Here is a 25,170-nt window from a genome sequence, read left to right as displayed (position 1 = left end):
TCTCCGTGTTGAATGCGTTACTCAATAGCGAATGCGTCGCTTAGGACTCGTCTTGCGATGATCATACGCATGATCTCGTTGGTCCCTTCTAAGATTTGATGCACTCTGACGTCTCTGAAATGACGCTCAAGCGAATATTCTTTGATGTATCCGTAACCGCCAAAGAGTTGCAACACACCATCGCACACGTTAAATCCAACGTCGGTAGCAAATCGTTTCGCCATCGCGCAATAAGTTGTCGCATCTGGATGTTGGTTATCGAGTTTAAATGCCGCCAAACGTACCATCTGTCTCGCCGCAACCAGCTCCGTTGCTAAGTCTGCCAACTTAAACTGTAAGGCTTGAAACTGACTCAAACTCCTTCCAAACTGCTTTCGTTCATGGAGATACTGAGCAGCTTGGTTTAACGCATGCTGTGCCGTTCCTACGGAACAAGTCGCGATATTGATTCGCCCGCCATCCAAACCTTTCATAGCAAAGGTGAAGCCTTGCCCCTCTTCACCCAAGCGATATGTCGCAGGGACAACAACGTTATCGAATGTGATGGCTCGCGTTGGTTGACTATTCCAGCCCATCTTAGGCTCTTTGCGCCCATAACTGATCCCATCACAATGTGCAGGTACAACAAATGCCGAAATACCTTTAGCACCGGTTTCCCCCGTTCTTGCCATTACCACTAGTACATCGGTCTCTCCACCTCCTGAGATAAAGGCTTTTGAACCGTTAATGATGTAACTGTCGTCCTGTCTCGTAGCAGTTGTCAGCAGAGAAGCCGCGTCTGAGCCCGCCGTTGCCTCCGTTAGGCAGTAAGACCCCAGCCAATCTCCACTAATTAAACTGGGACAAAACGCTCGCTTGGCCTCGTCGGTAGCAAAACTGGCTATCATCCAAGTCACCATATTGTGGATGGTCATAAAGGCCGTGGTGGAGGTACAACCCATGCTTAGCTTTTCAAACACAATAGACGAGTCAAGGCGGCTTAATCCTAAGCCACCTTCTTGCTCTGGTGTATACAGTGCCAAAAAGCCCAATTCACCTGCTTGCTTTAACACATCTTTAGGGAAGATACATTCTTCGTCCCATTGTGCTGCATTAGGCATTAAGTGCTCATTGGCAAACTGAAAAGCCGTCTCCGAAAACGCTCGTTGGTCTTCATTCAGTTCAAAATCCATAGCATTACCTCACCATCTACTGTCATGACTTAATCACTCTGCGATTTTCCGCAGTGAAACTACTTAAGTTGAATCGTCAGATTCGGCCCATCAGGAATATCATCGTCAAACCAACGCGAGGTGACTGTTTTGGTTTCCGTGTAGAACCTTACGGCTTGCTTACCGTAAGCATGCAGATCACCATAAAAACTCCCACGCCAACCGGTGAAAGAGAAAAATGGTAGTGGCACGGGAATAGGAACATTGATCCCCACCTGACCGACAAGCACTTCGTGTTGATATTTCCTTGCGGCAGCACCACTAGCAGTGAAAATTGACGTACCGTTACCGTAAGGATTTCGATTTACTAGCTCAAGCGCCTGCTCGAGCGTCTCCACTTCAATGCACACTAAAACCGGACCAAAAATTTCTTGTTGGTAGATAGACATATCAGTCGTAACCCCGCTAAATAAGGTGGGTCCAACCCAATTGCCTTTAGGATAGCCTTCTACTTTACAGTGGCTGCCATCCAGTTCGCATATCGCTCCAGCTTGCTTACCTTCCTCAATAAAAGACAAAACCCGCTGCTTAGCCTGTTGGCTGATTAATGGACCGTAAGTAGCTTCAGGATCCTCTTTGGGTCCAGGTTTAATCTTCGCCATTTCAACTTTCAGTTCGGCTATCCATTGTTTAGAGGGACCGACAAATACCGCGACTGAAATCGCCATACATCGTTGCCCCGCCGCGCCGACGGATGCTCCCACAAGGTTATTTATTACCTGAGCTTTATTTGCATCCGGCATAACCACCATATGATTTTTAGCCCCTGCAAATGCTTGAACCCGTTTATGGTGTTGAGTGCCTACTTGATAGATGTATTGAGCGGTCGGTACCGAGCCTACAAATGATATGGCTTTGATATCTGGATGTTTCAGCAAATAATCCACTTGAGGCTTAGTACCGTGAATCACTTGAAGAACTCCGCTAGGTGAACCCGCCTGTTGAAATAACTCGGCGAGCATAATCGATGTTAGCGGCACTTGTTCAGAGGGTTTGAGGATAAAGCTGTTTCCGGCTGCAACTGCTATAGGAAACATCCAAAGCGGAATCATAGCTGGAAAGTTAAAAGGCGTAATACCACAACAAACGCCAAGGGGCTGAACAATAGAACAGCCATCTATATCTGTCGCTACGTTCTCGACAGTCTCTCCCATCATATTGCTGGCAATATTGGCGGCTTGCTCGACGACCTCAATGCCACGCCAAACATCTCCCTTGGCATCCGCCAATGTTTTGCCTGTCTCTTTTGAAAGCAATTCAGCGATATCATCATGATGTTCCTTGAGTAAATGCTGATAACGAAGCATCACTCGCGCGCGTTCAGAAACAGGTACGTCTTTCCAATCCTTTTGCGCTTGTAAGGCACTTTCAATAGCACGCTGCATCTCAATGTCTAGCGTGACTGGTACCGAGCCAATGATTTCATTGGTCGCTGGGTTGGTGACGTCTAGCCATTCAGATGCTAATGATTGACGGCATTCACCGTCGATAAACAAAGGCACTTTCTCACTCATGATCTCCCTCTCCGTATTAACGTGGAATTTCCACAGCTATTGCGGTCGCTTCCCCACCACCAATACACAATGCAGCTACACCTTTGAGCGAGCTTTTCTCGCACTCTGAATTCGCTAATTTTGCTTTCAAACTATGAATTAGAGTAACCAGTATTCGTGCGCCACTTGCACCAAGAGGATGACCTAACGCACAGGCTCCTCCATTCACATTCACTTTGTCGCTGTCTAATTTAAAATGATTCACCGCTATTTGCGTTACGACAGCAAACGCTTCATTGATCTCCCATCCATCTACGTCATCCACGCACCATTCGAGTCTAGTAAGTAATTGTTTGATAGCTCCAACAGGGGCCAACGTGAATTCGCTAGGTTTTCTGGCAAACGATGCGTGCCCTTTGATGATGGCTAAAGGCTTGAGCTGCAGAGCTATAGCCTGCTCTTTTTCCATCAGCAGAAGCGCAGCCGCCCCGTCAGAGATAGCGCTTGAGTTTGCTGCGGTAATGGTGCCCTGTTGACTAAAGGCGGGTTTCAACTTTGGAATTTTGTCGAGTTTGATGGTTTTTGGTAATTCATCTTCATTAATTGGCTCATGGTGCTGGCTATCTAGTGGCGCTATTTCGCCGCGAAATAAACCTTGTTGCTGCGCATTGAGCGCACGTTGTGCTGATATCGTCGCCCAGCTGTCCATTTGCTCGCGAGAGAAACCAAGCTCATCAGCGACGGCTTGACCGTACACGCCCATTAACTTACCTTCATAGGCATCCTCTAGGCCATCGGTAAACATATGGTCACAGGTAGACTTGTGCCCGATTCTCATCCCTTGTCTTGCGCCGGGCAACAAGTAAGGCGCGTTGGTCATGCTTTCCATACCACCAGCGATCACACAGTTTGCCTCGCCAAATTGAATCATTGAATGGGCAAGCATTACCGTTTTCATGCCAGAACCGCATACCTTATTAATCGTGGTACAAGGAACCGACTCCACTATTCCCGCACCTAGAGCAGCCTGTCTCGCTGGCGCTTGACCACACCCAGCAGGCAACACACAGCCCATTAAGAGTTCATCAACGGAGGATCTGTCTAACGAAACATCATTCATCGCCGCTTTTATCGCGGCACTTCCCAATTGTGGAGCAGTGAATGACGATAGTTCACCTTGAAACCGTCCCATCGGTGTTCGTTTTGCAGCGACAATCCAGACTTCTCGTTGATGCATTACTCTCTCCTTGTGCTCTTGTGACGACGTTGGTCTTTAAACTGCATTCTCGACTATTTCCTTGACGTATGAGTAAGCATAGCACTAACATTTACGTAAACGTAAAGAAACAACTTAATAACGTATCATTTTTTCATTACGACAATGTCGGACATCACCACATCAAACGACTGGGTAATGACTTTTAAAATTAATGCAGTGGTCGCGAAGCCTGACCAAAACATAGTTCGGAGAGCAGTAACCGATGGAAACTTATAAGATCAGCGAGCTCGCAAAAGAATTTGATGTAACAACTCGCAGCATTCGTTTTTACGAAGATGAAGGATTAATACAACCTGACCGTAAAGGCACGATGCGAATCTATCAACGAAGGGACAAGATTCGCTTGAAGTTAATACTGCGAGGTAAAAGACTTGGATTCTCTCTTGCGGAGATACGTGAGTTGTTTGAGCTTTATGACACACATCAGGGAGAGCATCAGCTCACGCAAATGCTCAACATCATTGATGAAAAAGAAGCGGTTTTGAAACGCCAACTTGAAGACATTAATGCACTACTGGAAGACTTATCTGTGGCAAAAAAACGTTGTATCGAAGCCTTAGGAAAACAGAAAGCAAGCTAATGTTCCTAACGCTGTGATTCATTGCCAAAGTAACAGGATGTAGAGTCTCTTCCAGATAAAGGGAGGTTCTATGATTAATCAGTACAGCCCACTGAACTTTGGGCTTGATGAATCCATCAACTTACTGCGCGAGCATGTCAGTGCTTTTGCTCGCGAACGCATCGCCCCTATCGCTGCACGAGTGGATGCGGATAACGCATTTCCAAACCACCTCTGGCCAGAGCTTGGTGAGATGGGTCTACTCGGCGTAACCGTTGACGAGCAATATGGTGGCGCTGCCATGGGGTATCTTGCGCATGTCATCGCTCTAGAAGAAATCAGCCGCGCTTCTGCTTCCATTGCCCTCAGCTATGGCGCTCACTCCAACCTTTGCGTTAATCAAATCTTTCGAAATGGTAATGATGCCCAGCGGGCAAAATACCTCCCAAAACTCGTTGATGGTACTCACATTGGTGCATTAGCGATGAGTGAAGCAAATGCAGGCTCAGATGTCATAAGCATGCAGCTTCGCGCAGAAAGACACGGTGACCACTTTGTGCTTAATGGCTGCAAGATGTGGATTACCAATGGCCCAGATGCGGATGTGGTTGTGGTTTATGCCAAGACTGAACCTTCAGCGGCTCAACACGGCATTACTGCTTTCATTGTTGAAAAACAATTCGAAGGATTCAGCCACGCACAAAAACTCGACAAGCTTGGCATGAGAGGCTCCAACACCTGCGAACTTGTGTTTCAAAACTGCAAAGTACCCTTAGAAAATGTTCTAGGGGAAATCAATCACGGTGTTGAAGTACTGATGAGCGGGCTTGACTACGAGCGTGTCGTACTAGCAGCGGGTCCGTTGGGTATCATGCAGGCCTGCCTTGATTTGGTTGTCCCCTACGTTCACGAACGAAAACAGTTCGGCCGCTCTATTGGTGAGTTTCAATTGGTTCAAGCAAAACTCGCTGATATGTATACACGCTGCAATGCAGCACGTGCCTATTTGTATGCGGTCGCCAGCGCTTGCGATAGAGGCGAAATTACTCGAAAAGATTCTGCTGGTGTCATTCTCTACAACGCTGAGCTTGCAACACAAATGGCGTTAGATGCGATCCAATTGTTAGGCGGGAATGGCTATATCAATGAATATGCAGCAGGACGTTTGTTGCGTGACGCTAAGCTATATGAAATCGGTGCCGGCACATCAGAAATCCGCCGCATGCTTATCGGCCGAGAGCTATTCCAAGAGTCTCAATAGCGGAGGGATTTATGACTAAAATTGTCAGTAAAGTGAAACCCAATTCAGAGCTTTATCTAAAAAACCAAAAAGCAATGAATGCGCTTGTGGCACAGCTTGAAACCGACCTTTCAACCATCGCGGAAGGCGGTGGCGAAAAAGCCATTCAACGTCAACGTGCAAAAGGAAAGCTTCCGGTTCGCGAACGTATTAATGCCCTGCTCGATCAGCATTCTGATTTCCTTGAAATTGGTCAATTTGCAGCATGGGAGGTATACGAGGACAAAGTACCTTGTGCAGGAGTCGTCGCTGGAATTGGTACGGTTTGCAACACTCAATGTATGATCATTGCTAACGATCCCGCCGTTAAAGGCGGAACCTACTACCCGCTGACCGTCAAAAAGCACCTTCGAGCCCAAGAAATAGCGGCGCGATGCCACCTTCCCTGTATCTATCTTGTTGACTCTGGGGGAGCAAATTTGCCTCACCAAGCCGAAGTATTTCCAGACAAGGACCATTTCGGGCGCATTTTCTTTAATCAAGCTCGAATGTCGGCAAAAGGCATACCGCAAATCGCTGTGGTTCTCGGCCTATGTACCGCTGGCGGCGCGTATGTTCCCGCTATGGCTGACGTATCCATTATGGTCAAAAATCAAAGTACGATTTTTCTCGCAGGCCCCCCTCTCGTAAAAGCAGCGACCGGAGAAGAAGTGACCGATGAAGAACTCGGCGGCGCGGACGTACACTGTAAAAAGTCCGGTGTCGCTGACTATTATGCCCACAACGAACAACACGCGTTGGAGTTAGCACGACAAGCCGTTTCGAGCACTAACACAAACAATACGCTACCAGCCACTCATACCGCGACAAAAACAGGATCACCTAGTTATGACCCAACTGAGATATATGGCATTGTAAACTGTGACTTAAGGCTGTCCTTCGATATCCGTGAAGTGATAGCTCGAATCGTCGATGACTCTGAATTTGACGAGTTCAAAGCACTTTACGGAGCAACCTTAGTCTGTGGTTTTGCTCGAATTGATGGACGACTCATTGGAATTGTTGCCAACAACGGCATCTTATTTTCCGAGTCAGCCCAAAAAGGCGCGCATTTTGTTGAACTGTGTGCCAAACGTAAAATCCCGCTGCTGTTTCTTCAGAATATCACCGGTTTTATGGTCGGCAAGCAATATGAAGAAGGCGGTATAGCAAAACATGGCGCGAAACTGGTCATGGCGGTCTCATGTGCCGATGTGCCCAAGTTCACTATCATCATTGGGGGTTCATATGGCGCAGGCAATTACGGCATGTGTGGCCGAGCCTACGACCCAACAATGATGTGGATGTGGCCAAATGCGCGTATCTCAGTGATGGGGGGATTACAAGCGGCCAACGTACTCACTCAAGTAAAACGTGAGGTGAAGAAACGTCAGAATCAACAATGGCCTGAACAGGAAGAGCTAAGCTACAAACAAAATATCGTCGACCGATATAACAATGAAGGCCATCCCTATTACGCCAGTGCTAGGCTTTGGGACGATGGCATTATCGACCCCAAAGACACACGCCGTATTTTGACACTTGCATTGCATGCTACTGATAACGCTCCTATCCTCGATAGTGAATTTGGCATCTTTCGAATGTAACGGGCGGCGGCTATGACTGAACTTAATGCTATTCAATTTACCGTCGACACTAAGGGAGTCGCTCATCTGACGTTAGATCGTCAACATAAAAGCAATGCCTTTGATGACGCGATGGTTGCCGATCTGCTCGATGCACTGCATCGCGTTGGGAACGACAAGAATATCCGCTGCTTAGTGTTACGTGGTAACGGAAAGCACTTCTCCGCAGGGGCTGATTTAGCCTGGATGAAATCCATGGCTAACAAAAGTCAAAACGAAAACTTGGAAGATGCCCAAAAACTTGCCGAACTAATGAAGCGTCTAGACACGCTAACGATTCCAACCGTAGCTGTCGTTCAAGGTTCGGCATTTGGCGGGGCTTTAGGGTTGCTGTGCTGCTGCGATGTAGTGGTTGCCCATGCCGACTGTCGATTCTGTCTTAGCGAAGTGAAACTTGGACTTGTTCCTGCAACCATTGGACCTTACGTCATTCGTACCATAGGTGCCCGTTATGCTCGACGTTATATGCTGAGTGCTGAAGTCATGGGCGCCCCTCAAGCTCTGGAGCTTGGAATTGTCCACGAGGTACTACTAGGTAGTAAAATTGACCCCTTCGTAGATGCACTGGTCGATAAATTCGTTGCCAATAGCCCAAACGCAATAGCAAACACAAAGGCCTTGATTCAGCACTGCCACAACCATACGATCGATCCTCCATTGATCGATTTCACAAGCCAAGTTATTGCCGATGCTCGTACCTCTTCTCAAGGTCAGAAAGGTCTGCAAGCCTTCTTCGACAAAGTGCCGCCTATTTGGAAAGAAGAGGAGTAAATTCTAATGGCTACCCTTACTAATCCTGTCCTTCCTAGTCACGTTAATATTGTTGAAGTGGGTCCGCGAGATGGATTACAGAACGAAAACAACGTAGACACGTCACACAAAGTGAACCTAATCAATCAACTGACAGCCGCTGGACTAACACATATTGAGTCAGGAGCGTTTGTGGCGGCAAAACGTATTCCTCAAATGGCGGACTCATCTAACGTTTTTCAACTAATAACTAAGCAAAATAAAGTCACCTACTCTGCCCTAACGCCTAATTTACAAGGCTTCGAAGCGGCTCTCACGGCAGGTGCTGACGAAGTGGCCGTATTTACTTCCTGCTCTGAGTCTTTTACTCAGCGAAACATCCATTGCTCAATTAGAGAAAGCATTCGACGGTTCATTCCCGTCATTGAAGCTGCTCATCAACACAATTTAAGAGTTCGTGGCTACCTCTCGTGCATCGTTGATTGCCCCTATGAAGGTAAAACCACGCCTGAGCAAGTGGCAGCGATCAGTGACACCCTAATAGAGTTAGGTTGTTATCAGGTGTCACTAGGCGACACCATAGGTACAGGAACACCACTGAGAATAGCTAGGGTGTTAGAAGCTGTCTTGGAGAATGTCCCCACATCGCAATTGGCCGTTCATTTTCACGATACGTACGGGCAGTCGCTTGCCAATCTTTATCAAGCGCTACTAATGGGTATTCAAACCATAGACAGCAGCGTCGCCGGACTTGGGGGATGCCCTTACGCCGATGGAGCGTCTGGAAATGTGGCAACTGAGGACGTGCTCTATCTCTGCCATGAGTTGGGAATCGCAACAGGCGTAGACCTTGAGTCTGTCGCCCAAGCTGGTTGGACAATCTGTAACGCACTGAACAAAGAGCCAGCATCAAAAGTATCACTGGCTCTAAGGGCGAAGCAAAGTCAACGTTAATTAGTAGCTATTGCTTAAGTCATAGACACGTAGCGTCAATAGCAGTGTCTCTAACTCCTCACCAATATAGTTAACCTGATAAGGCTCATTGGGCAACAAAGTAAAACTGGAATCACTAAATCGCCCAGAATCGTCGTGCTCCAAATGAACGAAAAACGCTGGTTTATCAGCGGTTAGTATTATCGCACTTCCGTCGATATCCACTTGAATTTTCGCTTTGCTAATGGCCAACTGTTTCACCTCGGGTTTAGCAAACCAGGTATTCTGACTCCACTCACCTTGAGATTCGAAGCGGACAAAGAAGAAACCATGGTCAGCTCGCGTCTGCCACTGCGATTTGTTCAACGACCAAACTTCTTGATTTTCATCCGGTGCGATATCAAGGTTCAAATTCCAGTTGCCAAGTGGTTCACCATTCCAACTCATCCACATCACTTCAGCGGTGACCTTTTCTTGAGTTCTTCGATTGTTAACCAGCCTCAAGGTCAGGGCATCATCAGTCTCAACAAATGGTACATAGGTAGGGGCAAATACACGTTTGGCATGATAATGAAGTTGTTTCCAGCGACCGCTGTATTCAATACTCGACCAAGAGCTTACCGGCCAGTTGTCATTTAACTGCCAGTACAACATTCCTCGGCAAATCGGAGATATAGAGCGCCAGTACTCACAACCGGTTTTAATCGCAATGGATTGTTGAACTTGGCTTAAATACAGCATCTGCTCAAAGCTAGCCGGAAAGCGAAAATATCTGGTAAACATCTCGGTAATAATGCTATTACCAGAGGCATTCTTTTGGTGTCCTTTAAATGTAGGTGAGGTTACGTTCCAATCTTCTTGCGGTACAAAGGTTTTTACTTCTGATAATGAAGGCCACGACTGAAAGCCAAACTCCGAACAAAATCGGGGTTTAATATTATGGTAAGCATTAAACGACGCACCAGAATGCCACACTTCCCAAAAGTGCATATCACCTCGAGCGTCATCGTGCCATGAATCGCCATAATCGAGTTCTCCGTTACAAGGAGACGAAGACCAAAACTTTCGTGATGGATCTTCTTGAGTGACAAAATCGGCGAGTTTACGATTTAATCGGTCATAATTTACGACATAGCGATCTCTGCTGTTTCTCGATTCTTCATACCAATTTAATGCACCTATTACTTCATTATCACCACACCACAAGGCAATACAGGCGTGGTCTTTTAACCGCTGAACTTGGTAGCGTACTTCGGGTTCTACATCGTCAATGAATGTCTGAGTGGATGGATAAAGCGAACAGGCAAACATGAGGTCTTGCCAGACTAGCAAACCTAACTCATCACATGTTTGATAGAAGATATCGGCTTCATACTGGCCGCCACCCCAAACTCGAATCATATTCATGTTAGCGGCGACCGCATCACCCAATAAGGACTCATAACGAGTTTTGCTTTCTCGCGCAGGCATGGCATCCATAGGAATCCAGTTCGCACCGCGCGCTGTAATAGGAAAATCGTTAATACGAAATTCCATCGCAGAGCCAATGTCATCTTCTGCATTGTTAAGCTCTAGCTTACGCAAACCAAGGCGTTTGTTTATTGTTTGACCGTCCATTGTGACGTTTAAATCATACAGTGGCTGCTCACCATATCCGGCTGGCCACCAGAGTTTGGGAGTCTCAATGGTAAAACTCACTGAAGTCACCTCGCCGTCTGAGCTTTTAACTCGCGTTTCAATTTCATCAAATCCAATCGATATCTCTACGCCAGAAACAGCTTGGTGGTAAACCTGTACCACAACTTCAACTGAGCCGTCCTCTTTCCAGATTTGCTCCGTTGATACGCGATCTAAGCTAACTTCGTTAACCACGCTGATGAAGACATCGTCATAGATGCCGGAAACAACTAGGCAAATTCCCCAATCCCAACCCGAGTGGCACTGGGTTTTACGGAGCAAGTTCATATGAGGAATTTGGTTATTGCTTCCCATCGAAGACGGTATTGGGAAAGGTAATGATATCGATCTATTTTTAGCTTCAAGATGGGCTGGCGTAAAAGTGATACAAATGGTGTTAACGCCAAGCTGAACATATGGCTTGATATCTATCCTACGCGAGACAAACATATTGGAAAAAGTGTCGACTTCTGTTCCGTTGATGACAAGCTTCGCTACCGTATCTAGGCGAGACAAGCACAAGAGTAACTGCTCAGAGGATAACTGCTGCTGACTCAATTCAAAAGCGCGACTAATTTGCCACTCACAATCCCGAACCCACTGAACCTCTTGCTCGTTACAACCCCAATATGGGTCGTTAATCACACCGGCTTTAAGTAGAGCAGAGTAATTATCGCCTGGTACTTGCATTGTTACTTCAACTTCCGGTTTTTGTTTACTTGTTAACAGCCAATCACCGTTCAGATTTATTCTCGTCATACACTTTCCCTAATATGCTTCAGACTTAAAATAACTATATAGTTTTATATTTACTCTTAAACTATATAGTTATCTAGTGAAACAAATGGGTTATGTGAGCTGTTTATTTGTGGAGTAACAAAAGTTTGAACTCATACCCAAACCTTGCTTTGATGCGCATTTTAATCTCACTCAGTGAGAATATTCTTACAGCCCAAAAAGTCTATCGTGCGGTTTTAGTCGCTCCCGATCACACTTTTGGCTAAAACCATGTATAATGCGCGGTTATCAAACCGGTGATACTCAAAGTAAGTACCACATAACTATTCGGACGGAGGCTTAGGCCCGTCTCACCAAATAAAAGGTATAAGTATGTCTATTGAAGCAACTATGCTTGAACGCTGCGAAAACAAATGTGAACTATGTGGTGCTGAAACAGCACTTAAGCCTTTCGCGGTGGCTCCACATACCCAAATCACGGTTGATCACGCGATTATGCTTTGTGACACTTGCACAGGCCAAATTGAAAACCCAGAAACAATGGATGTTAACCACTGGCGCTGCCTAAACGACAGCATGTGGAGTCAAGTTGCTCCTGTTCAAGTTATGGCTTGGCGTCAACTTAAACGTCTTTCTGCTGAAGGCTGGGCTCAAGATCTTGTTGATATGATGTATCTAGAAGAAGAAGTAGCCAAATGGGCAGAACTTGGCCTAGATGAAAACATTGAAAAGCCACGTGATGTAAACGGCGTAGAACTTAAAAAAGGTGACGACGTAACGGTCATTAAAGACCTGCCAATCAAAGGTTCTTCTCAAGTTATCAAACAAGGTACTGTAATTCGTGGCATTAGCGTTAACGCAGACGACCCTAAACACGTTCAAGGCAAAGCAAACGGCCAAGCTATGTATGTGATTGCAGAATACTGCCGCAAGAAATAAAGATGTTCAATTTATAATGAACGGAAGAAGAGCGACCTTAGGGTCGCTTTTTTGTTGCTCCCCTATAACTTAAAACGTGTTTCGACCGGAACATGGTCCGACCCTTGAATCTGTTTTAAACTCTCTCGAAAGCAAATAGTATTTTGCGAGCCACCAACACGCCGAATCCAAAAATGATCTATTGCCACTACAGGCACAAAAGGTATCGACCAACGTTTAATGAATTTAGGCCAACTGGCAACGGGTTGCTTATCAAAGCTTGGTAGTATTTTATTGAATCGCTTTGTCGTACTCGCCAAATTAAAGTCCCCGACCACAATAGTCACATCTAACGGCGACGCTTGCGCCATATCAACAACATCTTCAATCACCTCATTTCTTTCACGCCAGAGTAGTTCCGATCGCGGTGATGGCGGATGGGCAGCTATCAAAAACAAATCTCGTTCGTTGGATGCTCGCCAAACCACTTGAATAATGTTGTGCCCCGATATCGAGGTGGTGGTATTCATACCATACAACGGTGCGCGGCTAAGTATCATTTGACCACTTGGATAACCGACTCGCCTCTGACCACCATATTGATAAGGATAAAGGTCTTTCAACAGTTTAAGCTGTTCCCCATGTTGCGGGGACACTTCTTGTAATACCAAAATATCTGGACGTCGCTCACGAACAAAATCAATAAAGTTCCCAAGCTGTTGATTGTCATAATAGGTGTTGTATTGCATCACACTGACGTAATTCTCATCACAACCATCAGAAGTAATAAACTGTGGCGTCGTTCCGAATAGAACCAATGAGATAACCGACAACACCGCAGCCATCATTGCTGCTGACGTCTGTTTAATAATAATCAGAACAATCGTGAAGATAAGATAACACGCGGGAATGAAGACAATAAATGCGGCCAGATTTTCCAGCTGCCAGTTCAGGTCAAAATAGTAGAGATAACACCCCGAAAGTATGGGGAATAGAATAATGCAGAGTAGTAGTAATCGTTGCAAACCATCTCATCTCCAACCGAATTCATATATTCAGTGTAGCGGCTTTAAGTCTATGTGCTCACACAGTTAATTGGTACGAGCTGGTTTGCATGTAGTAATGTTGATTAGTCTTCCGTTTGCGACAATTCTTCGCAGTCAGGTAATTCGAAGCCGATCTCCATAGCATCAAGCCATTCGAGTGCTTCTTCGTTTGTTTGTGTTTCCATAATGTCATCCTGTTTTAGAACAAGCGCCTTTGTATTCATAGCCCTAAACACCAGACCGCTAACTACAAATCGCTTGAACACTCGTCATAGAGTTTTATCTAACGTATATGACAAAAGTAAGAAACCCAAGAGAAATCGACATTTATTTTGATACAACTCATTGTTAAACGATTGCGGAGCCAATAAATCTCCTACCCCAACACTTGCTGTAAACATAGTTTTACACTAGATAAATTTATGTTTACATTATACTTGTTATTTGGATTATTACACTGCATACTCTTCGAAAATTCAGCATTAATGACTCAAATTTGAGTGTTCGTTAAAACGATAATGCAAAGTAACCTACAAGCTGTAAAGTAGACTGTACAATGAAATCAAAAGTTCTCGGAAGCACACTTATTATTGCCGGTACAACCATTGGTGCTGGTATGCTCGCCCTTCCAATAGCCTCTGCTGGTATTGGTTTTGGTACTTCTTTAGTACTCATGTTCGCCTTATGGGCCTTAATGGCTTATACCGCTCTGTTGATGGTAGAACTTCACCAGTACGCCGATCATTCCGCGACATTACACACACTAGCTAAACAAGTACTTGGGAAAAAAGGTAAATACATCGCGAGTTTCGCCATGCTATTTTTGTTCTATGCACTTTGTGCGGCCTATATCGCGGGTGGCGGTGGCCAGTTCGCTGACCGTTTAGATATGCTTTTTGGTATTCGTTTGCCAGGAACCGTGGCCACTCTTCTTTTTACCGTTTTAGTCGCGTTAACAGTTACCATTGGTACTCATGCGGTAGATAAACTCAATCGAGTACTCTTTACGCTGAAACTGATCGCAATGGGCAGTGTTCTATTTCTACTAGCTCCCAATGTCACCCAAGGCTACCTGATGAGTATGCCTGTTCAGCAAGGTCTCATTGTCGCTTCTATCCCAGTCATTTTTACTTCTTTTGGTTTCCACGGCAGCATTCCTGCGATAGTGAACTACCTCGAAGGCGACACAAAAGCGCTGAAAAAAGCAATTGTTATTGGCTCTAGCTTACCCCTTGTTATTTATATTTTCTGGCAAATTGTTACCTTAGGCGTGGTACAACAAAGTACACTGATTGAAAACTCTGGTTTGTCTAACCTAATTGGCTTATTGGCGGAAGCAGTCCATGTCGAGAAGCTCGCTACTATTATCGGTGTATTCGCTGATCTAGCCCTAGTAACATCATTCTTGGGTGTGAGCTTAGGTCTTTTTGAATACTTAAGAGATTTGGGCAGCAAGTTCACTTCAAAACAAAATGGCACCAAGCAAACAGAAGGCCTGTCATTCTCTCAACGCGCAATTGCTGCGCTAGTGACATTCCTTCCACCGCTATGTTTTGCTTTGTTCTATCCACAAGGTTTCATCATGGCACTAGGTTATGCAGCGATCGCACTTGCTGTACTGGCTATCTTCCTACCAACCATCATGGTGGCGAAAACACGTAAACAGTTTACAAGTGAAACGGGCTACCAAGTCGCTGGAGGGCACATTGCACTTTATTCCTCGATGTTGGTTGGTGTAATTATTGTGGGTTCTCAGTTACTTGTAACATTTAAGATCCTCCCTACACTTGGCTAGTTAAGTGATCGTTATCACATTTAAAATGAATGCCGCTAAATGTATTTCATAAAATGTCGATATCATACCAAGATTGAAGGTCCTCAATGAGGGCCTTTAATTTTATCAGTCTATTCAAATAACAATATCACTCCCGGAGTTATCATGAGAGAAGTGAAATTTAGAAAGATCGACGCCTTGTTCATCAAGATGTCGATTAATGACAAGATGTGGGTACTATTTGCCCTATTTTTCGCCGCACTTACCTTTTCTGCGGTCAGTCGTTATCAAGACAGCGTCTCAAATGCAGAGCAACAAGCAATCGTTAGTGCTGAAGCCAAGCTATCTAGTTATTTAGAAGTAAGTTCAGCAACGGGTAACTCAAGCATTTTGAAAAACTTCAACGTTATAGAATCCACAAGCCAAGCATCTTCGATCAATAACGGTCAGGTAACAGCAACAGCTCGCGGGTTGGATGGCAAAAATTACAGCCTAACCACTTCAGCTTCTATACAAATAGACAACGCCAAGTCTCAAGCACTTACCTCTCTTGCTCTCACTTATCTCTGGCTACTGCCTTTTTCTATCTTTAGCTATTGGTTGGCCACTTTCCTCGGTGGTGCACTATTTACTCTTTACTCCACCACTCAGAAAATTGCCGACGGCGACCTAACCTCTCGTCTTAATTTTGTCGCTGGCCGCGATGAGTTTGGAACCATAGGTGTGGCATTGGACCGCGCTATGGACACTTTAACTGAGCTAGTCACCACCGTTAAGTCATCTGCAACCAGCCTGGAAGAAACAGCCTCTTCTTTTCAAGAGGAAATGGCGAAAAGTAACAACCAAATCAACAATCAATATGCGTCACTTGACTCAGTTGCTACCGCTATGGAACAGATGACGGCTTCCGCTCAAGAAGTGTCGAACATTTCTCGTCAGTCAAATGAACAAGCAGAAGAAGATACCAAGCAAGTTGAGCTCAGCTATCAACGCGTTCAACAAGCTATTGGTGATATCAATCAATTGTCTGCGTTTATCGAAGAAGCTTCACATTCTGTAGCGGCTTTGACGGATAATACGACCCAAATTAATGAAGTAATTACCACCATCAATGCAATCTCTGAACAGACTAACCTATTAGCGTTAAACGCAGCTATTGAAGCTGCAAGAGCGGGTGAACAAGGCCGAGGTTTCGCAGTCGTCGCAGATGAGGTTCGCACGTTAGCTGGTCGTACTCAGACAGCCACGGTCGAGATTCAAGCTATGATTGAAAAGCTTCAATCTGAAAGCCAAAATATTGCCGCCATTACTCAACAAACGGTAGAACAAGCCGAATCCAGTAGCGCACTGATTTCGGAGATTGGACATGACGTCAATTCTATCGCCGACTCATCTCGCGCAGTAATGGACATGAGTACTCAAATTTCTACATCAGCGGCGGAACAAAGCGCGGTAGCTGCTGAAATTGCGGCAGAGCTCAGTGATATTCGAGTTCAGTCCGGTACCATTCGCGAAGTAGCGGAACAAAGCGAGGTGGGCGTATCAAACCTTACTAAAGCGACGATTACACTGGGAGAAGTACTGACTCGTTACCGCACTTAACGTGCTCTGCTCATAAAACAGTATTTCAAATTAGAAAGCCAGCATAGCTGGCTTTTTTGTTGGCTTATTTTCAATATACAAAGAAACACCAAATACAAACCTAGATGCATATTAAATTACACATCAACACGCATATTCATTCGTTGAACCAATATCTCATCTGTACAAATAGCGACCAATAATGACTGTTAGTGACATAAGTCGCATTAGCGCGTGAAATCGAACAGTTTTCCACACTAGATATTTGAGCTCGTATTACTATTAGGAGGGTCAAGGTAACTTCGAGTAGTTAGGAGAGATATGTCACATAGCAAATCACAAGAACCATATACAGGACTATGTCCCGAGTGCGGAGCTGATGAAGGCCTGTTGTCTGAAGATAACGAAACGTTCTTGTGTGCGGAATGTGGCTACTACACCACAGAATTGACGAAGCAAACAACTCGTAGCTACCAACAAAAGTTCAATGCCACGTCAATCAAACCTTTTACGCTAAACTGTTCTGTTCATTAATGTGTTCAATGACCTGTTTCATTGATGTCAAACAGGTTGCATTTTTCTGTTCGTAGTCACAACTGGTGGCAAAGTGTACAGTTCTAATACCCGCTGCTATGCCCATTTTGACGCCTTTCGATGTGTCGTCAATATAAACGCACTCATCCGGTAGAAAACCCATCATGGTTACTGAGTATTGAAGCAAATCGGGTTCAGGCTTCCAACTGTTTGCATCAAAAGCAGAAATCACTTTACCTCTGAATTTATCACTCAAGCCAACAATAGAGAGCATCTTTTGGGCTTTAGAAAGTGGACTGTTGGTAACAACACAATATTCAATACCTTGTTGATCCAAGTGAGAAAGCAGCTCCAATGCTCCTTCTATAGGTCTAAGCTTCTGCTCAAACAAGCGTTGAGTTTCATTACGATAAATAGGTTCTAGTAAATCCAGCGAAACATGACTTTGTGCCAACGATTGAGCGGAAGATAGAACGTCCGCTATCTTGCCGCCCGAAAAGTTATCCGATACCGCTTCTATACTTAGCGTTACCCCTACCTGCTCAAACGTGGCAACTATCGCCTCACAACACAATCTTTCACTATCGACCAGTGTTCCATCACAATCAAACAACACACATTTTACTTTTGACATCAAACACCAAGCCTTACAACACTTATTTTTCGTAAAATATTAATATACTTCCCTGATCAATATGTGGGGCTAGGCGTGAGTTTTTATATATTGTTTTACTTGATGATCGAAACTTCCAAGCAGATCACCGTTTTTCAATCCAAAGGTCAGATTCTTTTGCAATATCTAAGGTTTGTATTAGAGACGCTATAATGGGCTCCGGGCTTAAATCCTGTGCGCTATGACAGGTAACTAAGTCCGAGAAAAGAACAACGGTGTCTTCTTTACTCACTAACACCGAGGCACAAGCTTCGCCACCCTCAAAGCCCAGATATAGGTCATGCGACTGGTCCAAAATAATTTGTGCGAAAAATTCCACTATCGCATTCTGATGGTGTTCAACCGCCCACCTTTTCGCCTGCAATAGAGCAAACATGACTGTTAATCTATGAAAATCAACCTTGTGCCACTCGATGTTCAAATCGCTTTCAGAGTCCACCTTAAGCGACTCTAAGTTGTTGCTCGACAACGACTCCTGATACAGTTCCCTTCCCTGTACGCTTTCAGGTGTTGGGAAATCAACGTCTATCTGGCTCGCTAGCCATTGATTTTTGTTGGTATAAAGTCGTTCTGCGACATCTTTCATAATAATCCTGTTCGATTTTTCGAGTAACCTTGGTTATGGTATACAAAAGCGTTAATAAAAAGGAATGCTCTCTATGTTTAAAAAGCTCTTGCTGGTCCCTGCTCTGACACTAGCCTTATACGGTTGTGGTGATAAAGAGGTAGGTGATGTATCGCTGGGTATGTTCACATTAAAAGATATCAAACTCAATACTCTAACCGATCCTATTGTTACCGGTGTTACTTGCCATATTGCCAGCATTGAAGCTGACTTAAGCCTATCTGATCCAAGTGATAGCTCTATCTCATGTCGACAAACTGGTGAGATAACACCAGAAATGATCGCGCAAATCGATAAGTCGAAGTCAGGTGAAGTGGTCTTCAAGAAATCTAAGAGTATTTTCTTTAAGAGCATGAAAGTACGTCGCATCTATGACAAAGATAACCAAACGCTTATGTATCTTTCATACTCTACCAAAGAAACGTCAGGTAGCTTTAAGCACAGTCTCTCAACTGTTCCACTATGGAATACTGCTGCCTATGTTGAGCCGGCCACTGAAGTAGCCCAATAAAACATAAGCGGGTACTTTAATAATTAGAAGTACCCGCTTCCGCCAATAGTCATTATTTACATTGACCCGCTTGTATACAACCATTACAGCTTGTGACGGAATCTAAATGGTCACAAAACACGTAACTGGTATTCTTCCCTTTAGCGTTGAGCTTTACTTCCATTAAGGCTTTATCTGCCAATGCCAACAGTTGATCTTCCAATCCTTTTTGCAGAGATGCGACCCCAAGACTTATCTTGATCTTGAACGGATGACCAGTGCTCGAATAGAGGGTTTTACTTGCTACCGATTCACGTACTCTTTCAGCCAATCTATAAGCATCCGGCAGCGAGGTTTTTGGAAGTAAAATAGTGAACTCATCTCCACCAAACCGAAAACAAAAATCCTCTTCTCGCACCGTCCCTAACAGGGTCTTCCCTATCGACTGGAGAACGTAATCTCCAATACTATGCCCAAATCGGTCGTTAATGGATTTAAATCCATCCACATCCAACATTAAACAGGACATGTCATGGCCATGTCGTTTAAACGATGCGATCTCATGCTTTAATTGGAGTTCAAGAAATCGACGATTGTACAAGCCGGTTAGTACATCCCGAATAGCGAGGAACTCAAGTTCATTGTGGCGCGCCACGGTCTTTGAAATATCAATCGCTAACCCAAATATGCCGACCACCTCATTATGGCTGTTGAAAATGGGTGACTTCATATTTTGGTAGTGCTTAACCTCACCCGATTTCAACGTGTTCACTTCAACGTTTGAAACCGTTTTTCCATTCAGAACCGACACATCATTTTTGATAAGGTCACTTGCCTGCTCTATCGAGAAAAACTGATTGTCATCAGCACCGATAATCTCTTCTCTAGCACGAGCAAACAATTGACATACCGCTTCATTGACGTAGGTGTAACATCCGTTTTTGTCTTTAATAAAGAAATAACAATCCATGCGATCAAGCACTTCTTGAATTTTCTCTGGGCTTAGGCTTGAAATATTCAATATGCAATCCGTGTCATTATAACTAGTCTTAGGTTAGTCGGCTGATAAACCATGTCAAGACTATGGTTATGCATTGGTTAACAGTCTGATTAAAGATTGGATTTCACCCCTTTCTGCATATGGTCAAAATCACACAAACGCTGCAATTTTATGAAACATTATTGAAGTCATTGTGATATCATGCCGCCAAATTTCGTTCCATCAGCGTTTACTATGAGATTCCCTGGACAACGTAAGTCAAAACACTATTTCCCAACTAGCAAGAAAGATCTGTCTGTTAGCCAAGCTCAGTCAGCTCCAAAGCTATTCCGACCGACTATTATTGGTGTTGGTCAAACGATCGTTGATATCGAAGCACGAGTTGACGATGCTTTTCTTGCTAAATACGACCTAAGTAAAGGTCACTCTCTGGTACTTGAAGAAAGTAAAGCAGACGCGCTTTATGAAGAACTGGTTGCTGAAGGACTAATTACTCACCAATTCCCAGGTGACACTATTGGTAACACGCTACACAACTATTCAGTTTTGGCAGATAGCAAATCTGTTTTACTGGGCGTTATGTCAAAGAACATTGAAGTAGGTTCGTACGGTTACCGTTATCTATGCCGAACGTCTTCACGCATGAACCTGAACCATTTACAAACTGTTGATGGTCCAATTGGCCGTTGCTACACGCTAATCACCGACGATGGTGAACGAACATTTGCGATCAACGAAGGTGAAATGAACCAACTTAAGCCAGAGAGTATTCCAGAGTCTGTGTTTAACAAGGCTTCAGCTTTGGTTGTTTCTTCTTATCTAATGCGTGGTAAGCCAGAAGATCCGATGCCTAAAGCGGTTGCACGTGCAATCGAGATCGCAAAATCTAAATCGGTACCCGTGGTGTTAACGTTAGGAACTAAGTGGGTTATCGAAGGCAACGAAAAGTTCTGGCAGGATTACATTAAAGACAATGTCACTATCGTTGCTATGAATGAAGAAGAAGGTGAAGCACTCACTGGATTCTCCGACCCACTACTTGCCGCCGACAAAGCGTTAGACTGGGTAGATTTGGTATTGTGTACAGCTGGCCCTGACGGCCTATATATGGCCGGTTATTGCGACAATGTTGCGCTCCGTGAAACGACGCACGATATTCTTGAAGGCGAAATCGATGAGTTCAACAAATTTGAATTTAGCCGAGCAATGCGTAAAGCGGATTGTGCTGACCCGCAGAAAGTCTACTCTCATATTGGCCCATATTTAGGTGGCCCACTGGAGATTAAGAACACCAACGGCGCAGGTGATGGTGCTCTTTCGGCTCTACTTCACGACATGACAGCCAATGACTTTCATTGCCAGAATGTTCCAGAGTCAGATAAACATGTTGCACCTTGCTTAACCTACTCTTCTCTTTCACAAATTTGTAAGTATGCGAACCGAGTGAGTTACGAAGTCCTAACACAGCACTCGCCACGACTCACCCGCTCTTTACCAGAGCGAGAAGACAGCTTGGAAGAAGCATACTGGGATCGATAAAAAAGAGGCTTCGGCCTCTTTTTGTTTTCAAAACAATCAACTAAATAAAGAGTAATTAAAAATAGAACAGATTGCTGAATATTTAACTTTACAAAGGATTTTTAACCAGTATTATCCTGACGCAAACGTTTTCCTCAATAATTTTGTGGCTTTTAAGGACCGTTAATGCTATCTGATATTGATATCTGTCGTACGACGTCTCTTTCCCCTATTTCTGAGATTGCTAAGCAATCTGGACTACTCGACTCTGAGTTTCATCCTCAAGGTTTTCACAAGGCAAAAGTATCCTTAAACGCGGTAAACCGACTCAAAGACAATATTGATGGCAAGCTTGTTGTCGTCACTGCCATCACTCCTACACCACTAGGTGAAGGCAAAACCGTGACAACAATTGGTTTATCACAAGGTCTGAAAAAGCTTGGTCAATCGGTCATGGCGTGTATTCGTCAGCCGTCAATGGGTCCAATTTTCGGTGTGAAAGGTGGCGCTGCAGGTGGTGGCTACTCTCAAGTTGCACCGATGGAAGAATTGAACCTTCACCTGACGGGCGATATTCACGCGGTTACCGCCGCTCACAACCTTGCTGCTGCCGCAATTGACGCTCGTATTTACCACGAACAACGCCAAGGTTATGAAGCGTTCGAATCTCGTACTGGGCTTAAAGCATTAAAAATTGATATCAAGAATGTCGTCTGGAAACGCGTAGTTGACCACAATGACCGAGCACTTCGCATGGTGACAGTTGGCCAAAACGAGGTGAACAAAACCATTAATGGTTATGAGCGTGAAGACGGATTTGATATCTCCGCAGCCTCAGAGCTGATGGCGATTTTAGCACTATCGAAAGACTTAAAAGATCTGCGTTCACGTATCGGCCGCATTGTCGTGGCTTACTCTTTAGATGGTGAGCCAATTACCACCGAGGATCTTCAGGTTGCAGGTGCTATGGCTGTTAGTATGAAAGAAGCCATTGAACCAACCTTAATGCAGACTCTTGAAGGGGTTCCAACACTTATCCATGCGGGTCCTTTTGCCAATATCGCTCATGGTAACTCATCCATTATCGCCGATAGCATTGCGACAAAGTTGAGTCGCTATACGATCACTGAAGGTGGTTTTGGTTCTGATATGGGTTTTGAAAAAGCGTGTAATATCAAAGCCTCTGCAACAGATAAAAAACCTGACTGTGCTGTGATCGTGGCGACACTTCGTGGCTTAAAAGCGAACTCTGGACTCTATGACCTCAAACCAGGTACGCCTATTCCAGACTCTATCTACGGTAACGACTCGAACGCCCTGAAAGCTGGGTTCGAGAACTTGAAATGGCATATCAACAACGTAGCTAAATATGGTGTACCAGCGGTCGTCGCTATTAACCGCTTCCCTCAAGATAGTGACGAGGAACTTAACCTTCTAAAATCTTGGATTGAAGCGCTTGAACAAGATTGCCGAGTAGCAATTAGTGAAGGATTCGCAAAAGGTGGCGAAGGCACTAAAGAACTCGCACAGCAGGTTATAGCGGCCTGTGAGAACGAAGCGAACTTCAAACCACTTTACACACTCGATCAATCCATTGAATCTAAACTAATGGCCGTATGTGAAGGTGGTTACGGTGCCGCTCGAGTCACTCTGTCTTATCAAGCGCAAAAGCAGCTTGAACTATATGAAAAACATGGCTTCAATCACCTCGCCGTATGTCTTGCTAAGACCCCTCTGTCTATCACCACCGATGGCAGTATCAAGGGCGCACCAAAAGACTTTGATGTTGTAATACGTGAACTGCGTTTGTGTGCTGGTGCTGGTTTTATCTATGCACTTTGCGGCAATGTAATGACGATGCCAGGCTTACCAGACAAACCAGCCTTTATGTCTCTTGATCTTGATGACGAAGGCAACATCATTGGACTAAGTTAATCTATTTATCTGATTTAGCTATAAAAAAGCGACGTTACAACGTCGCTTTTTTAATCTATTAACTATCTACTGCGCTACTATCAAGGTCAATTCGACTCGCCTATTACAAGCCTTCCCATATTGTGTTTGGTTCGTGCACTCTGGAACATTTTCGCCATAACCACGCGTATAGATCATCTGCCTAGGCACTCGTTGACTGATCAAGGTTTGGCGAACGGACTCAGCACGTTTGTCAGATAGCTTATCGTTGATTGCCACAGTTCCGGTATTATCTGTATGTCCGCCGATTACAACATCAATCCCTTGCTGTCCAGATAAAAAGCTCGCCAGTTGTTGCAGCCACTGTGCAGAGGTGCTAGCTACATGTGCAGAGCCAGTATTAAAGTGGATTTTTTGCTTTAAACGGATCATGACATAGTCACCAGGAACTAACTCATAGTCGAGACCATTGTTGACCAAGTAGCGCTCAAGAACATTCCAAGACTCGGTGCGCATTTGCCCATAAGGTCCTTGAACGCTGGTTGAGGCGATTTTTGGCGCATCCGCCCATTCTGGATGCATCACATCAAACTCTGACTTCGGAGCCGTTTGCAGCATGTCTGGAAATAGTTTACTTGTTGTCGATGACACGGCACTACATCCCGCTAGTAAGGAGGCAGCCAATACCATCCCTGCTTGTTTCAACGTAAACATGTCACTCTCCAATTATTCCTTTATACGCTGTTAACTATCGGCGATTAATACAGAAACTTTATAGCGAAACATAAAAAAACTGACGGAATTTAGGTTTCTCTTTGTAACGATTTGACGAGCTGAATTGCTTGTAAGCAGACTTAAATAAACGTTAAACTCTGTGAGTTATTTTCATATAGAAGCTCAAACATGTTTAAAACTCTTACTAAAACTTTATCCGTGATGGCCTTGGCTCTTGTTGTTTCGGCTTGTAGTGACTCTGATACAACACCCGTTGAGGGCAAGCAATATCGCACACTTGATGCCAACCTGAGCACACTGCGCTTACCTCAAGTTACCGAAGTATTCTCTCTAGGCTGTGGTCACTGTCGTAACCTTGAACCAATGCTCCCTGAGTTAGAGTCATTGACTGACAGTAAACTTGGTAAAGTCCATGTGATGTTTAATGAAAGCGCACAAATCGCTGGTATGTTGTTCTACTCTGCCGTCATGCAATCAGAAAACAACGTCGTTCCTGCTGACATGAAAGACGAGCTATTTGCACTCGTTCAAAACCCAGATATGGATGGCAGCGCAAAGAAAGTTGAATTGGATCGAATCTTTGAATCTCGTGGAATGGTTAGCCCATACAACCTGAGCGAAGCGCAGCAAAAAGAGCTGTTTAATTACATTCAAACTGCAGAAACCGTATCGACTAAAGCGCAAATTAATGCAGTTCCAACGTTTATCGTTAATGGTAAATACGAGGTGATGCTAGCGGGTCACCAAGACATTAATGAAATCGCTGAAACCATCAACTACCTAAAAACAAAATAACA

Annotated in this window: 22 protein-coding genes; 13 read left to right on the top strand and 9 right to left on the bottom strand. The window is 44.6% G+C overall.

Annotated features, from left to right (window positions below; all coding sequences use genetic code 11):
* Window positions 1-17: 17 nt before the first annotated feature.
* Genes MMA19_RS01425 through MMA19_RS01415 form a run of 3 tightly spaced genes read right to left on the bottom strand, consistent with a single transcriptional unit; the run spans window position 18 to window position 3,941 of the window.
* Window positions 18-1,172, bottom strand: a complete 1,155-nt coding sequence (locus tag MMA19_RS01425) for an acyl-CoA dehydrogenase family protein (RefSeq protein ID WP_006074359.1) — start codon at window positions 1,170-1,172, stop codon at window positions 18-20.
* Between the two features lie 59 nt (window positions 1,173-1,231).
* Entirely contained in the window at window positions 1,232-2,725 is a 1,494-nt protein-coding gene (locus MMA19_RS01420) for a CoA-acylating methylmalonate-semialdehyde dehydrogenase (RefSeq protein WP_240205316.1), read from the bottom strand.
* 16 nt (window positions 2,726-2,741) lie between these two features.
* Window positions 2,742-3,941, bottom strand: a complete 1,200-nt coding sequence (locus tag MMA19_RS01415) for a thiolase family protein (protein ID WP_240205315.1) — start codon at window positions 3,939-3,941, stop codon at window positions 2,742-2,744.
* 244 nt (window positions 3,942-4,185) lie between these two features.
* Between MMA19_RS01415 and MMA19_RS01410 the strand changes: the two genes are divergently transcribed.
* From MMA19_RS01410 to MMA19_RS01390, 5 genes are all read left to right on the top strand, one after another.
* The gene (locus tag MMA19_RS01410) at window positions 4,186-4,563 is read left to right on the top strand and encodes a MerR family DNA-binding transcriptional regulator (protein WP_038226714.1); all 378 of its coding nucleotides are present in this window, start codon (window positions 4,186-4,188) and stop codon (window positions 4,561-4,563) included.
* A 70-nt stretch (window positions 4,564-4,633) separates the two neighbouring features.
* The gene (locus tag MMA19_RS01405; RefSeq protein WP_240205314.1) at window positions 4,634-5,803 is read left to right on the top strand and encodes an isovaleryl-CoA dehydrogenase; all 1,170 of its coding nucleotides are present in this window, start codon (window positions 4,634-4,636) and stop codon (window positions 5,801-5,803) included.
* An 11-nt stretch (window positions 5,804-5,814) separates the two neighbouring features.
* The gene (locus MMA19_RS01400; RefSeq protein WP_240205313.1) at window positions 5,815-7,428 is read left to right on the top strand and encodes a carboxyl transferase domain-containing protein; all 1,614 of its coding nucleotides are present in this window, start codon (window positions 5,815-5,817) and stop codon (window positions 7,426-7,428) included.
* Window positions 7,429-7,440: 12 nt separating this feature from the next.
* Window positions 7,441-8,238: an enoyl-CoA hydratase-related protein gene (locus MMA19_RS01395; protein WP_240205312.1), complete on the top strand. Its 798-nt coding sequence runs from the start codon at window positions 7,441-7,443 to the stop codon at window positions 8,236-8,238.
* 6 nt (window positions 8,239-8,244) lie between these two features.
* The gene (locus MMA19_RS01390; protein ID WP_198558874.1) at window positions 8,245-9,171 is read left to right on the top strand and encodes a hydroxymethylglutaryl-CoA lyase; all 927 of its coding nucleotides are present in this window, start codon (window positions 8,245-8,247) and stop codon (window positions 9,169-9,171) included.
* On the opposite strand, the gene MMA19_RS01385 is transcribed toward MMA19_RS01390, so the two are convergent.
* Entirely contained in the window at window positions 9,172-11,586 is a 2,415-nt protein-coding gene (locus MMA19_RS01385; RefSeq protein WP_240205311.1) for a glycoside hydrolase family 2 protein, read from the bottom strand. It lies immediately after the preceding gene.
* 351 nt (window positions 11,587-11,937) lie between these two features.
* Between MMA19_RS01385 and MMA19_RS01380 the strand changes: the two genes are divergently transcribed.
* Complete coding sequence (locus tag MMA19_RS01380) at window positions 11,938-12,504, top strand: PhnA domain-containing protein (RefSeq protein WP_006074368.1); 567 nt, start codon at window positions 11,938-11,940, stop codon at window positions 12,502-12,504.
* A gap of 62 nt (window positions 12,505-12,566) precedes the next feature.
* Here the strand turns inward: MMA19_RS01380 and MMA19_RS01375 are convergent, their stop codons facing one another.
* On the bottom strand, window positions 12,567-13,508 hold the full coding sequence (locus MMA19_RS01375) for an endonuclease/exonuclease/phosphatase family protein (RefSeq protein WP_198558872.1): 942 nt from the start codon (window positions 13,506-13,508) through the stop codon (window positions 12,567-12,569).
* 577 nt (window positions 13,509-14,085) lie between these two features.
* On the opposite strand from MMA19_RS01375, the gene MMA19_RS01370 reads away from it, so the two are divergent.
* The 3 genes from MMA19_RS01370 to MMA19_RS01360 all read left to right on the top strand — a co-directional run bounded on the left by MMA19_RS01370 (window position 14,086) and on the right by MMA19_RS01360 (window position 17,418).
* Window positions 14,086-15,324, top strand: coding sequence for an aromatic amino acid transport family protein (locus MMA19_RS01370; RefSeq protein ID WP_124942029.1), 1,239 nt, complete (start codon window positions 14,086-14,088; stop codon window positions 15,322-15,324).
* A 144-nt stretch (window positions 15,325-15,468) separates the two neighbouring features.
* Entirely contained in the window at window positions 15,469-16,905 is a 1,437-nt protein-coding gene (locus MMA19_RS01365) for a methyl-accepting chemotaxis protein (RefSeq protein WP_240205310.1), read from the top strand.
* Window positions 16,906-17,205: 300 nt separating this feature from the next.
* On the top strand, window positions 17,206-17,418 hold the full coding sequence (locus MMA19_RS01360) for a hypothetical protein (protein WP_006074373.1): 213 nt from the start codon (window positions 17,206-17,208) through the stop codon (window positions 17,416-17,418).
* Here MMA19_RS01360 and MMA19_RS01355 read toward each other — a convergent pair.
* Window positions 17,393-18,052 carry an HAD-IA family hydrolase gene (locus tag MMA19_RS01355; protein WP_240205309.1) on the bottom strand — a complete coding sequence of 220 codons (660 nt, stop codon included), beginning with the start codon at window positions 18,050-18,052 and terminating at the stop codon, window positions 17,393-17,395. The two genes, MMA19_RS01360 and MMA19_RS01355, sit on opposite strands and share 26 nt — an antisense overlap.
* Window positions 18,053-18,176: 124 nt before the next feature.
* Window positions 18,177-18,677 carry a flavodoxin gene (locus MMA19_RS01350; protein WP_240205308.1) on the bottom strand — a complete coding sequence of 167 codons (501 nt, stop codon included), beginning with the start codon at window positions 18,675-18,677 and terminating at the stop codon, window positions 18,177-18,179.
* A gap of 73 nt (window positions 18,678-18,750) precedes the next feature.
* On the opposite strand from MMA19_RS01350, the gene MMA19_RS01345 reads away from it, so the two are divergent.
* Window positions 18,751-19,227: a CreA family protein gene (locus MMA19_RS01345; RefSeq protein ID WP_006074376.1), complete on the top strand. Its 477-nt coding sequence runs from the start codon at window positions 18,751-18,753 to the stop codon at window positions 19,225-19,227.
* Window positions 19,228-19,279: 52 nt separating this feature from the next.
* On the opposite strand, the gene MMA19_RS01340 is transcribed toward MMA19_RS01345, so the two are convergent.
* Window positions 19,280-20,227: a GGDEF domain-containing protein gene (locus MMA19_RS01340; RefSeq protein ID WP_124942026.1), complete on the bottom strand. Its 948-nt coding sequence runs from the start codon at window positions 20,225-20,227 to the stop codon at window positions 19,280-19,282.
* A 213-nt stretch (window positions 20,228-20,440) separates the two neighbouring features.
* Here MMA19_RS01340 and MMA19_RS01335 point away from each other — a divergent pair, with 213 nt between their 5' ends.
* A complete protein-coding gene (locus MMA19_RS01335; RefSeq protein WP_124942025.1) occupies window positions 20,441-21,745 on the top strand; it encodes an inosine/guanosine kinase in 1,305 nt (434 codons plus the stop codon).
* Between the two features lie 165 nt (window positions 21,746-21,910).
* Entirely contained in the window at window positions 21,911-23,659 is a 1,749-nt protein-coding gene (locus MMA19_RS01330; protein WP_240205307.1) for a formate--tetrahydrofolate ligase, read from the top strand.
* Between the two features lie 66 nt (window positions 23,660-23,725).
* Here MMA19_RS01330 and MMA19_RS01325 read toward each other — a convergent pair whose 3' ends face one another.
* Window positions 23,726-24,352 (bottom strand): OmpA family protein, encoded by a 627-nt coding sequence (locus MMA19_RS01325; RefSeq protein WP_081836463.1) that lies wholly within the window; start codon window positions 24,350-24,352, stop codon window positions 23,726-23,728.
* A gap of 189 nt (window positions 24,353-24,541) precedes the next feature.
* Between MMA19_RS01325 and MMA19_RS01320 the strand changes: the two genes are divergently transcribed.
* On the top strand, window positions 24,542-25,168 hold the full coding sequence (locus MMA19_RS01320) for a thioredoxin domain-containing protein (protein ID WP_006074752.1): 627 nt from the start codon (window positions 24,542-24,544) through the stop codon (window positions 25,166-25,168).
* Window positions 25,169-25,170 lie beyond the last annotated feature (2 nt).

The organism is Vibrio sp. CyArs1, assembly GCF_022432925.1.
GTDB lineage: Bacteria > Pseudomonadota > Gammaproteobacteria > Enterobacterales > Vibrionaceae > Vibrio > Vibrio mediterranei.
The sequence above is the reverse complement of the archived record's forward strand: the minus strand, read 5'-3'. Positions and strand labels throughout refer to the sequence as shown.